We start from the raw sequence: 13,898 nt of genomic DNA, 5'->3' as shown, positions 1-13,898 counted from the left end.
ATACCAGAATCGTAAATGCAAACAGGCTTCAGGTACACGCTCTTGCTTATAACATATTTAATTGGTTTAGACGATTGGCGTTATCAGCAAACATGCGCAAACAACGCATTGATACCGTCTGTTTAAAACTGCTGAAGATTGCTGCAAAAGTAGTTCATTCAGCAAGATATATCACATTCAAGCGGTGTAGCAGCTGCCCTTATAAAAATGAATTCTATGAGACACTTTCAAATATCGGTAAGCTGAATGTACAGCTGGAATAGTAACTATTAACGAACCTTGACAGCTTGATAACCGCTCAGAACTCTGCCACAGGGATTTTATACCCTTTTTGGAGATTGGTTGAGCGATGTTTAGGCTACATGGGTCAATTTTGGGATTCATGGTACAGTTACCAGTTCAGATACTGCCCCGTGAATAATTCAGGATAAATATAAAAAGATGGGATGAAGGATAGTGATTGATTTAATTCGTAAAAGATGTGTAGCAATAGACAGTGTAATCAAAGACTTAAATACGGAATACCATGCAATTAAAAGTAAAGTATTAAGAGAAGAATATAAAAAGTGGAAAAAAGAACTTACAAGAGAAGAAGTTAAGGAAATACGAAAATATAGGATAATGATAAGAGGAACTCTTTGCGGGGATCCTCTTTTTTCTTTCAGGAATTGGAAAACTGTAGTATAATGAAAGAAATTCGGTTTATTATCAGCGGTAGCATTAAGTATGTCTGCTTGCGGGCAGGCGGCAAAGCAGGAACCGATTGTTTCTGCATCAACAGAGTTACATCAGGTTGATCTTGTTTCGGCCGGTACATTGGTATTTGATTTGGCTTCTGTTCCAGCTTATTCTGGGCAACCGTATGCCATAGTAAATGATAACAAGCCGTATTTCACAGACGCTGATCTGACGGCAGTTTCTTTTGAAACATATAGTGACCTGGATTCACTGGGTAGATGTGGTGTAGCCTATGCATCAGTTGGAAAAGATCTGATGCCGACAGAAGAGCGCGGCTCTATTGGGCAGGTAAAGCCATCTGGTTGGCATACGATCAAATATGACAATGTGGATGGCAAATATTTATATAATCGCTGCCATTTGATCGGTTATCAGCTTACTGCAGAAAATGCAAACGAGAAGAACTTAATCACTGGGACCAGATATCTGAATGTTCAGGGAATGCTGCCGTTTGAGAATATGGCAGCGGACTATGTAAAAGAAACTGGAAATCATGTGCTGTATCGGGTGACTCCGGTTTTTGAAGGCAGTAATCTCGTAGCATCCGGCGTACTAATGGAAGCGGAATCCGTAGAAGACAAAGGCGAAGGTATTTTGTGCTGCGTTTACGTTTATAATGTTCAGCCGGGAATTAACATCAATTATGCAACGGGTGACAGCTCGGCTTCTGGAACAAACCAGACGGCAGTAACAGAGCAGGCCACACAGGCTGTTAAGCAGGCAGCTTCTCAGCAGACCAGCACGGAATCCTATATCCTCAATACCAATACAAAGAAATTTCATCGGCCGTCCTGTTCATCGGTCAAACAGATGAAGGAGAGCAATAAAAAATCCTCATCAGAGAGTAGGGATGCGCTGATTGCTGCAGGTTGTGATCCGTGTAAAAAATGCAATCCGTAAAAATGTGTCAGATATTAAAAAAATATGGAAGAGGAAGGTTGTAGTTCTATATTGCAATACTTCTTCTTTGCGCATATTGGATATGCTGTTGAGGGCGACTGTTGCACGCAGAAGATAAGTTGCGCCGGTCTGCGATAATGTGCTGTTTGTATAAGGAAAAGGACAAGGAGTTATGATGAATTTTAGTGGGATATTGATTGGTGTGCTTACCTTTTTTCTGATTGGATTGTTCCATCCTATTGTTATATATGCGGAGTATTACTTTGGAAGCCGCTGTTGGCCGGTATTTTTGCTGGTGGGCATTTTGTGTATGATTCTATCCGTAAGAATGCAGGAAATACTTTGGTCGGTTTCCCTGGGTGTTTTGGGCGTCAGTTGCTTTTGGAGCATTAAGGAATTGAAAGAACAGGAAAAAAGAGTGGCAAAAGGATGGTTCCCGAAGCGGAAGGTGGATAAGCACTAAAGAAGAAAGCGGGGAGATGAGAAGATGGCGGTATGGAGATTACAGGTGAATACTGGAGGAGCGAACGTTGCGGATTGCTTGCAAAACCATGTTGCAGCACTTTGGGCTGGCAAGGTACTTGCTTACTTAATGGGAAATTACTATGACTCGAAAGCCACCTACGAAAAACTCTTTGATTGGACCGATGAACACAAGTTTAAAACCGGCAAATACTCTCATAAAGAGGCTGTGATCGACGAATTGGCCACAGCCTCTCCCAGTGAATATCTGACGAAAATATCGATACAAGTGTTTTAACCCGGCCGCTTCATCGCGTTTCCTCCGCACTGCCTTTACATTTCTCATAAGCAAATAGCGCCGCTCCCAGCGCACCGCAGAGCTGCGCCTCATCACAGATATAAAGTTTAGCACCAAGCTTCTCTTCCAATGCCTGGATGATACCCCGGTTCTTCGCCACACCGCCGGTCATCATATATTCGCCTGGATGATCCTTTCCAAGGCGGGCTGCCAACGCGCCGACTTTTGAGGCAACTGACACATTTAAACCGTGGATAATATCTGCCACATCCTTATTCTGTGCCACCAGCGACACGACCTCCGACTCTGCAAACACCGTACACATGCTGGAAATCACGATATTATGCTTCCATTCCAGCCCTTTCACACTCATTTCCTCCAGGGAAAGTCCCAGCGTTTTCGCCATCATTTCCAGAAAACGTCCCGTTCCGGCGGCACATTTGTCATTCATCAGGAAATTTTTCACGGCTCCCTGCCCGTCGATGCTGATCGCCTTGATATCCTGTCCGCCAATGTCGATGATAGTGCGGACATTCGGATTCAGATAATTTGCGCCCTTGGCATGGCAGGTAATCTCCGTGATGCTGTCATCCCCGCTGTCAATGTAGGATCGTCCATATCCGGTTGTATCGATCCGCACGATCTCCTCTTTCTTAATTCCCGCTTTCTCAATCGCCAGATCCAGACTCTTCTCGGCGCTCATCATCGCACCGCCGCCGGTCGGAATAATCATCGTCGATTTAATTTTTCCATCCTGATCCAGTATGACCACATCAGTACTTGTCGAACCGCTGTCGATTCCCGCTACATAAAAAATGCCCGACTCCATCTTCTTTCTTGCCTCCTCACTGATACCTTTTCCCGGATCCATATCCTCTGATCCCTCGATCGTCTCCTCAAATGCCTGAATGCGCGTCAAAAGCTGCCCCGCGCTCTGGCTCGTAAAATCAGTCTCAATCTTAAGGAGCGGAACCTTGATATCCCGCTTGATACTCGCATACTCAAATCCATAATAATCACAGAACTTGATCGTGTGATAAATAATTCCCTTTAAATTCGGATCCAGATACAGACGGTTTCTGCGGATCGAACGGTTCATGCGGAAACACGGCATCTGTCCCAGCAGGACGTCCGCGTAAGAAAGAAACAGCTCCTCTTCCTCCATATTCCACATTTCATCCTGTACGATCGACAGTTTCCGACCACCCGTACAGGTCAGATTTTCCACATCCATCTGGATATTGTCCCGGATCATATCCTCCAGAATGCCGCTGACCCGCACGCCCAGCACACCAATGTACGGCTCCGTGTTCATTTCCGGCGTAATAAAGGACTTGATAAAAGCGCGTTTATCAAACACTTTCCCGGAATATGCCTCATATGCCTTTTTAAGCCTCCGGATCGTGCCCGCAAATTTCACTTTTTCACATTCATTATCATCATGCGGCAGATCCAGCATATATAAAAACTTACATTTTCCCGTGCTCTCCACGATATCGTAAACGCGCCGCATCGAATCGCAGCAGTTTACCAGCACCAGCTGTTCAACCTTTCCTTCCAGCACTGCCTGAATGACCGATTTTCCAAAGCCGCACAGATTTGCATGTGCAATTTGATCCGACTGTTCGAAATTTTCCGGCATTTCCTCCAAAACAGAACATTCTTCTCCAAACCCCCGGAACAGCTCGATCGGGGTGTACTTACAGACGTAATAAATCATGCGTGTTTCTCCTCCTTGCCCTTTTCCAGCATTTCCACAAACGCCTGAAGCCGCGTCGATACCTGACCGTCGCTGGTATTGGCGGGGTTGCAGCCGTCACCGTCGAGAATCATCGTCGGAAGTCCTGTCTTTTCTAAGGACTGCTTAATCAGGCTGGATGCACCGATCGTTCCCTTACAGCCCCAGTGGGCAAATAAAACAGCACCATCCGATTCCGTGATTCTGGCAAGCCGTTCCGCTTCCTCAATTCTCTGTTTCACACTGCCATTGTAAATGCAGTAGACCATTTTCTCTGCCATCGCCTCATACGGGTCTTCCGCATGCATCTCCTGAAAACCATCTGCGATGAAATCACAAGCGCGGATGTGCATTTTCTTACTATAATTAAAAATATCCTTAACCGGCTCCTGTAAAAATGGCATGATGTGCATCCAGATTACCGAAAGACCATCTCCCCTCGGTGACATCCGCACATCGCGCAGAAGTTTTTCCGTATAGGTAACCGCCGTCTCTGAGCCAGCCATCAGATGACACATAAAAAGCGCATACAATTCATTCGTCAGAGAGGTCACCGGGTCATGCGCACACCGCAGGGCAAGCTGTTTTTTATAATTCGCTGCCGCTTTCCGGCTGTTATCTACCGCACTCCGCACTGTTTCCTCCGAAATCCGTCTGTCCGTCGTCTCCTCCAGAAACCGTTTCAATTTCCGCAGCTGATCCGCCACATACAGAACCGATTCCCGGTTTTTCTCATACGGAACATCAATATAAAAGCCTGGACATTCAAATTTATCCTTTAAATACGGAAACGTCATCATATTTCCATCACACGCAAGGTTCGTATAAATCATGCAGTTCGGTTTTGGCAGAATCCCCGTCAGCGCCGCCCCCAGAAACACCCTGTGGTACGAACACATCGTCTCCGGAAATCCTTCTTCCTCCGTTTTCCGAAGAAACGTCTGCTCACACTTCGTTCCCGCCATAAAACAGGACATCGCCTCCACTGAGTACGGCGTCAGCCCTGCCGCCATCACCAGCTCTCCCGGCACAAATATGCTGACCATCGCCGCATTCTCCGGTTCCGACAGCGACTGAATGATATTTTTCATAACCACCCGCGCCACATACTGTCCCGACGACGGCAGCTCCCGATCCGGCAAAAACTGAAGCTTCTTTTCCTGCAGGCGGTATCCCGCAAGAAGCAGCCGACGCGCTTTTTCCGGATCCTTAAGCGCCTGGCTGCTCACCCTATTTCCAAATTTTTCAATTACATCCATTGTTCTTTCTTCCATTCTTTTAAGTTCATTTTTCTGTCATATCGCCCTGATGCAGATGGATATGGTTCCGCGCCTTTGCAGGAAAACGGACATTCTTTATTATAGTCAGTGGGATGGGAATTGTAAATGAAAAGTCTAATCCCCCAGCTATGCTGGGGAGAATGGAATAAGTGGAGACGGTGAGGACAACAAAATAAAGCCTCCTGTGATATGATGAGAATGGTGTCGCAAGCCAAACTCAAAATCAAAGGAGGCGGTCCAAATGGACAATAGAAGTTTATCACATACCCGATGGAAATGCCAGTATCACATAGTATTTATATCGAAATACAGAAAAAGATTTGTGGCACAGATCCTGGTCGATATCAAAAAGGAACAGAATGAATTAAAGGATATTCTTGGCAGTGAGTATCAGGATTATAATCTGGTCATGGCTACGACCTTTGGTCTTCCGATCGAAGACAGCTATCTGCGTGATCAGATGCAGAAGGTTATTGATGAACAGGGACTGCCGGATGTGGTTTTTCATAGTCTCCGACATACAAGTGTCACATATAAGCTGAAGCTCAGTGGAGGAGACATTAAAGCGGTTCAGGGCGATTCCGGACATGCACAGGCGGACATGGTAACAGAGGCATATGGCCATATCATTGACTAGGACAGGCAAAAGAATGCACAGAGGATGGAGGATGCGTTTTATAACAGGGAAAATCTTAATCCGCAGATGAAGGGTGCAGATGCTGGTCAGACAGCAAACACGGTGGCTGTTCCGGAAGGTGTGGATGCGGACCTTTTGATGAAGGTTCTGGGAAATCCGGAGATGGCGGCGTTGCTGACGAGTCTGGCGAAGAGCTTGAAAGCTGAATAAAAATATAATAATGGAAATAGAACAGAGTCTACTGGAATTAGGAGAAATCCAGATGTGGGTGGACTTTTTTTGATGGAAAATAATGTACATAAGATATATTTAAAGTTATAATTAAGGTAAATACCTTTTGTATGTAGTGTTAGGTCAATTTTATATTAAAAATGCTGGAATATACCCAGAAAATAATGTAGTCCTTGAAAGTATGATTATATGTGAATTTGAAACAAAACAATAGAAGGGGAACGAATCAATTATCAAAATAAATAGTATTTTGAATATAGAGCTGACGTAGAAAGAAGAGGTGGAATACATATGAAGCAAGATACCTTAGAAGGAAAAGCAAAAACAAAAAATGGAATAAAACGATTGTGCTTTTCCATAATCTGCATTCTTCTGGAAGTGATTTTTATTATTACTATCGTAACACGCTTGAATGAATATGCAGAAATCATAAATTTATTTACCAGAATTTTAAGTGGAATCTTAGTTTTGAGATTGTATGCGTCAGATAAGACATCTTCTATGAAAATGCCTTGGGTCATTTTAATTCTGATTTTCCCAATTATGGGTGTAGGCCTGTATTTATTGATTGGCTTGAATGGTGGCACGCATAAAATGCGTGAGCGATATGCAGAAATTGATAGCAAATTGTTACCAATGCTTCCAGACAATCAAGAGTGTTTAAGCAGAATAAAAGAAAAGATTCCGAAAGCAGGAAATATTGCAAGTTACATACAAAGAAATTCGCGGTATCCAATCTATCAGAATACGGATATCAAGTATTTTGATGAAGCAGTGAAGGGATTAGAGGCACAGCTTGAAGAACTTGCGAAAGCACAAAAGTTTATCTTCATGGAATATCATGCGATAGAAGATGCTGAAGCTTGGCATAAGATTCAGGATGTTCTGGAAGAGAGAGTAAAAGCCGGTGTGGAAGTCAGGGTATTCTATGATGATATGGGGTCTATAGGTTTTATTAACACAGATTTTGTAAAAAAGATGGAGAGTATAGGAATTCATTGTCGTGTATTCAATCCATTTGTGCCAGGCTTAAATCTATTTTTGAACAATCGTGATCACAGAAAAATAACAGTAATTGATGGAAAAGTTGGATTTACAGGTGGATATAATCTTGCAAATGAATACTTTAATTATACGCATCCGTATGGGCAGTGGAAAGATACCGGTATTCGTTTAGAAGGAGATGCTGTTCAGTCACTTACAGTGACATTTTTAGAAATGTGGAATGCTGTTAGTGAAAAAGCTACGAATGATACTGATTTTAGTAAATACATTATTCATTACGATTATAAAGCACAGCAAACAGGTTTTGTTCAGCCTTATGCAGACAGTCCTATGGATAATGAGCAGGTCGGAGAAGAAGTTTATATCAGTATGATAAATAAGGCCGAAAATTACTGTTGGTTTATGACACCATATCTAATTATAACAGACGAAATGACACATGCGTTATGTCTGGCTGCTAAGCGAGGGGTAGACGTAAGAATTATCACACCAGGAATTCCTGATAAAAAATTCATTTATAATATAACTCGCTCTTTTTATCATGGATTGGTTAAACATGGAGTGCGAGTTTATGAATGGACACCAGGATTTTGCCATGCGAAAATGAGTATAGTGGATAACTGTATGGCAACCTGTGGAACAATCAATCTGGATTATAGAAGCTTATATCATCATTTTGAAAACGGCTGTTTCATGGCAGATTGTCAGGCAGTTGTGGAAATTAAAAATGATCTGATAAGAACGATGGGAGAATGTCGTGATGTAACAGATCAATATTGTACTGGGCGCAGTGCATATTTGCGACTGGGACAATTATTTATGAGATTATTTGCTGGATTGTTATAAGAATTTAGTGAAACGACCTTTCAAAAAATAGTTGATTTTGAGAGGTCGTTTTTGTTATGTCTGATTGCCGGTACAGGAAATTTACATGGATAAAATTAATTCTGTTGAGGTAAAATTGAGGTTGACTTTGTATTGTATAGACATAAGATGAAAAAAAGTCAGGTGATGTGCGATGGGAAAACGTAAGATATGTAAAATTGTTTTTGTTATACTGTCAATTTTTTTATGTGTGGCTTTTTATGAATTATTTGGAATCTGTATTGCATATAAAAAACAGCCGGAAGTGTCTAATACCATTAAAAAAGAAACACAAAATGATTCGTGGAACGAACGCAGCGAGAATATGGAACGAGCAGTGATCATAGAAAAAAATCCAGAAGCACTTTTACAAAGAGTGCGTTTGATCCGAAATGCAAAAGAAGACATTATTCTTTCTACTTTTGCATTTCAATCAGATGAAAGTGGAAAATTGATCTTAGGAGCACTGCATGATGCGGCAGACAGAGGTGTGCATGTTCGTCTGTTAGTAGATGGAATGGAGAGCTGGGTTGATATGGAAGGCAATCCGTATTTCTATGGATTATCTTCCCATGAGAATGTTGAAATTAAACTGTATAATAAGGCCAATCCGTTGAAACCATGGAAGATGATGGGGAGAATGCATGATAAATATTTGATTGCAGATGGTAAGACATATATTCTTGGTGGAAGAAATACATACAATTATTTCCTGGGTGATTTTCTGGGACATAAGAACTATGATAGAGATGTGTTAGTGGTTTGCGATGAACCTGAGAAAGAAAATTCAGTTAACCAGTTGTTAGAGTATTTTGAAACAATATGGGAACAAGAAGACAGTGGTTATTTTCATGACAATAAAAAACTGGCAAATAGAAAATCTGTAAAGAACGCAGTTTTAGAGCTGCAGAACGGCTATCAGAAATATTTTGAAGAGAATAAGGAAAGAATCTGCGATACCGATTACACGGACGAAACTTTTGAGACAGAAAAGATTGCATTAGTGTCAAATCCTATCCACACAGGTCCCAAGGAACCAGTAGTCTGGTATCAACTGGGAGAACTAATGAAAAATGCAAAAGAGCGCGTGAAAATTCATACACCATATATTATCTGCAATGATATGATGTATAATACATGGAAAGAGATTGCGGAGAGAGTTCCGGATTTTTCTATCATGACCAATTCGGTTGCCAACAATGGAAATCCGTTTGGTTCTGCTGATTATGCGAGAAACAGAAACAGAATTTTAAATACAGGAATTGATATCTGGGAGTATGAAGGCGGCTATTCTTACCACGGAAAAAGCATCCTGATTGATGATGATCTATCCGTAATCGGTTCCTTTAACATGGATATGAGAAGCACGTATCTGGATACGGAACTGATGCTTGTAATACGTAGCAAAGAGATTAATAAACAGTTGGAAGAAGGCATGATGGAATATGAAAGAGTGTCCCGACAGGTATTGGAAGATGGAACCTATCGTGATCCGTATCATGTAGAGCCAATTGAATTGACAAAGAAGCGTCAGAGAAACATACTTTTGGTACAGCATCTGCTTGGATGGGCAAGATATCTGTTCTGATAAAGGAGGAAGAAGATCGTGTTTCAAATATTAATTGTAGAAGATGATAAAGAATTAAGCCAGCTATTCCAAAAAGTGCTTGAGAAGAATGGATATCAGGTCAAAAGTGCATCAGATGGAGCACTGGCATTAGAAATATTGGATAAAGAGTATATTGATCTGATCATTTCCGATATTATGATGCCGGTTATGGATGGTTATGAACTGGTGTCGGAACTCCGTTCAGCAGGATATCAGATACCGGTACTTATGATCACTGCGAAAGGTTCCTTTGATGATATGCGCCAGGGATTTCTTTCGGGAAGTGACGATTATATGGTAAAACCGGTAAATGTGAATGAAATGGTTTTAAGAGTCGGAGCACTGCTTCGCCGTGCACAGATACTGAATGAACACAAAATTGTGATCGGTTCAACAGAATTTGATTATGATGCAATGACGGTTACAACTGATAAGGAAAGTCTTGTTTTGCCTAAAAAAGAATTCCTGCTTTTATATAAGCTTGCAGCTTCGCCAGGCAGAACATTTACAAAACAACAGTTGATGGATGAAGTATGGGGATACGAGACGGAGGCAGACCCACATACGATAGAGGTACATATAGGAAGAATCAGGGAGCGTTTGAAAGATAACCCTGATTTTGAAATCGTAACAATGCGTGGAATTGGATACAAGGTGGTGAAAAAATAATGGAACAAAAGAAAGAAAAAGGATTGCGGATCCGATCCTGTCTGACTGGTGCAATCTGGCTGGCACTTGTATTTTCAACAGTCATATCTGCGTTATTATTTGCTTTTTTGAATCATTTTTTTAATCTGCCTGGTAGCATATCTGTGCTTGGCTGGCTTTTGATTTTTAATACATTGATTGCAGGGCTGATTACTTCCTTTATCAATGCAAGGTTGCTGGAACCAATTACCAGACTCAGTAAAGCAATGAAGGAAGTTTCGCAGGGAGATTTTGAACAGCACTTGGAAACGAACAGCCGTATCGCAGAAGTTGGAGAATCTTACCAGAGTTTTAATGTGATGACAAAAGAGCTTCGAGCAACAGAAGTACTGCAGATGGATTTTGTCTCCAATGTTTCTCATGAGTTTAAGACCCCGATCAATGCCATTGAAGGGTATACAATGCTTCTTCAGGGAGAAGAACTGTCTCAGGAGCAAGAGGAATATGTAGAAAAAATCCTGTTTAATACCCAGAGGCTTTCCGGATTGGTTGGAAATATTTTGCTGTTATCCAAGTTAGAGAATCAGAACATACCAATGAAAAAAACAGAATATCGTTTGGATGAACAGATCCGTCAGGCATTTCTCTCCCTGGAGACAAAATGGACAGAAAAAGAAATTGGTTTCCAGGTAGAGCTGGAGGAAGTTAAATATACTGGGAATGAAGGACTTTTTATGCATATATGGATAAATCTTTTAGATAATGCGATTAAGTTCAGTCCTGCAAAGGGGACAATTATGATGTTTCTGAAGCAGGAAAAGGATTCTGTAATGTTTATTCTGGAAGATGAAGGACCGGGAATAGAGGATGATGTGAAAACCAGAATATTTGATAAATTTTATCAGGCAGACGGTTCTCACAAAGCAGAAGGAAATGGTCTCGGCCTTGCACTTGTGAAACGGATCGTAGATAGTGCTGGCGGGACAATCAAGGCAGAAAACCGGGAATATGGTGGATGCAGATTTGTTGTAGAGCTTCCAATACAGAAAGATGAGGCCATATAAGTTTAAGAAAAACAGATAGAGGAGGAATTACATGACATTTTATCAGGAATTGCAGTTAAATCAGGCAGGTTCTAAAAATCTGTTGAAAAAGAGTGAAACAGTGAAAGAAAAATCATATCATATACTGGTATATTTGGTAAAGATAGCTGTTACAATGGCATTTTGTTTTTTATTTGTTACTATTTTCAGTATCTTATTTGGAAATGAGAATAGTATTGTGGGTGTAGTAGTTTTATTATGCCTTATGGTATTTCGGAATGCGGATCTGGGGATCCACACCGGACAATCTACGATGCTTTTGGCTTTGTTCTTTGTAATTATGACTGTATGTCCGCATTTAGCAAACCAGCTTTCACCGGTACTTGGAATGCTGTTAAATATTGCGGCAATGGCAGTGCTGATTCTGTTCGGATGTCATAACCCATTCATGTTTAACCAATCCACATTGGTTCTTGGTTATCTGTTATTGTATGGATATGATGTAACAGGAAAAAGTTATCAGATGCGATTAACCGGAATGGCATTAGGTGCAGCACTTACCTGCTTCGTATTTTATCGAAATCATAAAAACAGAACGTATAAAAGAAATTTGAATGATTTGGTACAGGAATTTGATATATCTTCTTCCAGAACAAAGTGGCAGTTATGTCAGATCATATGCGTACCGGCAGTACTCTGCATTGCGGAACTCTGCAATATGCCACGGGCAATGTGGGCTGGAATTGCGGCAATGTCAGCAATCTTACCATTTATGGAGGACATGCAATACAGAGTCCGCAAAAGGATTGTCGGAAATATTGCAGGTGTAATATGCTTTACAGTACTATATTTTCTGCTTCCGTCATCCATCTATACATACATAGGAATCCTTGGCGGAATTGGTGTAGGACTTTCTGCAAAATATGGCTGGCAGGCAGTATTTAACACATTTGGTGCTTTGGCCATTGCTACAGAGAGTTATGGACTAAAAGGAGCAGTTGGTCTTAGAGTGATTCAGAATGTTTTTGGCGTTGTATTTGCATTAATATTTTGTTCTATGTTTTATTGGCTTATGTCGAAAAAAAAGGAAACAGTGGTAACCGTGGCTGCAAAATAACGTGGGTTAGAAAGAAAAAAGGTTAATCCGGAGATGGCAGCTTTGCTGACGAGTCTGGCAAAGAGTATAAAGATGTAAGGGAAAATGTAAGATCTGTTGGCTTTGGGAAGAATCCTAAGGGTGACAGATCTTTTTTTATGTTTTATTCTGCTTTGGATATACTAACCATAGTGCTAAAATTACATTGCCAGATCGTGAAAACAGGATATAGAATATAATTAACAAAAATAACCATATAGGTTATAAATATTTAGGGGAAAGGAATGAGGTTTATGTTATATGAATTTTTGAAAGACAATTATAAGGAAGCAGAGCCTATATTCTTTTCTGATATAGTGATTAAGGGAAACCGTGCATTTTCTGAATCAGGTGGATGAAGCTGACCTGCTCAAGCTGATGGACGAGGAAGAAGTTGCAGAGTTCACCAAGCCGATTGAGGAAACAAAGCCGGAAGTGGTTGAAACAGTTCCTGAAATTACAGAACCGGCGCCGGAGGAAAAGCCAAAATCCACGAATATGCTCCCAGCGATTCTTACTCTGATTGTGCTTGCCTGTGGTGGTGGATTCTTCGTATTTAAGAAAGTCCAGGAAAAGAAGAAGGAACAGGAAGCGGCAAAGCCTGCCCCGGATGCTGATTATGTGGACGATGACGAGGACTATGGGTACGATCCGGAGTTTGAGGACGATGATGCAGATAGCTCCGTCGATGAAGATGATAATGAACCTGTGTAAACAGGATAGGCTTGATGCCTGGGGCAATCTTCGGATTGCCTTTACATAGCATCTGCTTTCAAAAAATAAAATATTTTGTGTTTTTGAAAGCGACCTCTTGAATATTCTGTGTGGTAGGTGTGCATACTATTATTTCAGTCATAGTGACCGGAAAATTTATCTGCCTCATCCCATTGAAATCTCCGTCATTTTAGAGTAAAATGAGGCAGATAATTCTGATGAATATTCCGTTGCGGCGAAGCCGTCTGTCCGGAAAAATGGAAACCACCTGTCCGGATAGGCGGAAACCGCTTTAGGTTCTTGCTATGTGCGGCGAAGCCGCCTGTATGTTATTGTGCCTGAGATGGATCAAGTCCATAAACCTCCCTCATGGAAATATCCTTTTCTGGGTCAAGACTCATAATCGGAATCTTGTATGAATCGAATGAAATTCGATCCATGATGGCATCTGTGAGAGGGTTGTCCTTACCACCAAGTTTTTGGTACCAGTCTTCCTCAAGATACTGGGAACAGAAGATCGTGGATGAGTGCTTGCGACGCTTATGAATAAGCTCAAGCAGATTGGCTGAGTCTTTTTCAGTAACTCTCATGAGCAG

The 13,898-nt window shown here is 41.4% G+C and carries 16 protein-coding genes; 13 read left to right on the top strand and 3 right to left on the bottom strand.

Going from position 1 to position 13,898, the window contains the following annotated elements; translation table 11 throughout:
* The 5 genes from ABCW45_RS17025 to ABCW45_RS17005 all read left to right on the top strand — a co-directional run.
* A partial coding sequence (locus ABCW45_RS17025; RefSeq protein ID WP_343221239.1) for a transposase occupies window positions 1-263 on the top strand: 263 nt, incomplete at its 5' end.
* A 193-nt stretch (window positions 264-456) separates the two neighbouring features.
* Window positions 457-687 (top strand): hypothetical protein, encoded by a 231-nt coding sequence (locus tag ABCW45_RS17020; protein ID WP_147326547.1) that lies wholly within the window; start codon window positions 457-459, stop codon window positions 685-687.
* A 39-nt stretch (window positions 688-726) separates the two neighbouring features.
* Window positions 727-1,638, top strand: coding sequence for a DNA/RNA non-specific endonuclease (locus ABCW45_RS17015; RefSeq protein WP_343221237.1), 912 nt, complete (start codon window positions 727-729; stop codon window positions 1,636-1,638).
* Window positions 1,639-1,810: 172 nt separating this feature from the next.
* Window positions 1,811-2,101: a DUF4491 family protein gene (locus ABCW45_RS17010; RefSeq protein WP_015552777.1), complete on the top strand. Its 291-nt coding sequence runs from the start codon at window positions 1,811-1,813 to the stop codon at window positions 2,099-2,101.
* 24 nt (window positions 2,102-2,125) lie between these two features.
* A complete protein-coding gene (locus ABCW45_RS17005; protein WP_015552776.1) occupies window positions 2,126-2,398 on the top strand; it encodes a hypothetical protein in 273 nt (90 codons plus the stop codon).
* Between the two features lie 10 nt (window positions 2,399-2,408).
* Here the strand turns inward: ABCW45_RS17005 and ABCW45_RS17000 are convergent, their stop codons facing one another.
* Together ABCW45_RS17000 and ABCW45_RS16995 are read right to left on the bottom strand one after the other, a co-directional pair.
* Window positions 2,409-4,118, bottom strand: coding sequence for an acyl-CoA dehydratase activase (locus tag ABCW45_RS17000; protein WP_343221236.1), 1,710 nt, complete (start codon window positions 4,116-4,118; stop codon window positions 2,409-2,411).
* Window positions 4,115-5,395: a 2-hydroxyacyl-CoA dehydratase family protein gene (locus tag ABCW45_RS16995; protein ID WP_117472057.1), complete on the bottom strand. Its 1,281-nt coding sequence runs from the start codon at window positions 5,393-5,395 to the stop codon at window positions 4,115-4,117. Before ABCW45_RS16995 ends, ABCW45_RS17000 begins: the two co-directional genes overlap by 4 nt.
* Before the next feature lie 262 nt (window positions 5,396-5,657).
* Here ABCW45_RS16995 and ABCW45_RS16990 point away from each other — a divergent pair, with 262 nt between their 5' ends.
* The 8 genes from ABCW45_RS16990 to ABCW45_RS16955 all read left to right on the top strand — a co-directional run bounded on the left by ABCW45_RS16990 (window position 5,658) and on the right by ABCW45_RS16955 (window position 13,302).
* Entirely contained in the window at window positions 5,658-6,053 is a 396-nt protein-coding gene (locus ABCW45_RS16990; RefSeq protein WP_343221235.1) for a tyrosine-type recombinase/integrase, read from the top strand.
* Window positions 6,054-6,077: 24 nt separating this feature from the next.
* Window positions 6,078-6,263, top strand: coding sequence for a hypothetical protein (locus ABCW45_RS16985; protein ID WP_015552772.1), 186 nt, complete (start codon window positions 6,078-6,080; stop codon window positions 6,261-6,263).
* A gap of 312 nt (window positions 6,264-6,575) precedes the next feature.
* Window positions 6,576-8,135: a cardiolipin synthase gene (gene cls, locus ABCW45_RS16980; protein ID WP_117471132.1), complete on the top strand. Its 1,560-nt coding sequence runs from the start codon at window positions 6,576-6,578 to the stop codon at window positions 8,133-8,135.
* Between the two features lie 172 nt (window positions 8,136-8,307).
* A complete protein-coding gene (locus tag ABCW45_RS16975; protein ID WP_117553232.1) occupies window positions 8,308-9,741 on the top strand; it encodes a phospholipase D family protein in 1,434 nt (477 codons plus the stop codon).
* Window positions 9,742-9,759: 18 nt separating this feature from the next.
* Window positions 9,760-10,431, top strand: a complete 672-nt coding sequence (locus tag ABCW45_RS16970) for a response regulator transcription factor (RefSeq protein ID WP_117504378.1) — start codon at window positions 9,760-9,762, stop codon at window positions 10,429-10,431.
* A complete protein-coding gene (locus ABCW45_RS16965) occupies window positions 10,431-11,474 on the top strand; it encodes a sensor histidine kinase (RefSeq protein ID WP_117485574.1) in 1,044 nt (347 codons plus the stop codon). The genes ABCW45_RS16970 and ABCW45_RS16965 overlap by 1 nt, the downstream gene beginning before the upstream one ends.
* A gap of 31 nt (window positions 11,475-11,505) precedes the next feature.
* Window positions 11,506-12,570, top strand: coding sequence for an FUSC family protein (locus tag ABCW45_RS16960; protein ID WP_015552768.1), 1,065 nt, complete (start codon window positions 11,506-11,508; stop codon window positions 12,568-12,570).
* A gap of 351 nt (window positions 12,571-12,921) precedes the next feature.
* A complete protein-coding gene (locus tag ABCW45_RS16955; RefSeq protein WP_242990547.1) occupies window positions 12,922-13,302 on the top strand; it encodes a CD1107 family mobile element protein in 381 nt (126 codons plus the stop codon).
* A gap of 329 nt (window positions 13,303-13,631) precedes the next feature.
* On the opposite strand, the gene ABCW45_RS16950 is transcribed toward ABCW45_RS16955, so the two are convergent.
* On the bottom strand, window positions 13,632-13,898 hold a 267-nt coding region (locus ABCW45_RS16950), incomplete at its 5' end, for an ATP-binding protein (protein ID WP_343221234.1).

The sequence above is a fragment of the Pilosibacter fragilis genome, assembly GCF_032490495.1.
GTDB classification, from domain to species: domain Bacteria; phylum Bacillota; class Clostridia; order Lachnospirales; family Lachnospiraceae; genus Pilosibacter; species Pilosibacter fragilis.
This window is presented reverse-complemented; position numbering and strand designations above follow the sequence as displayed.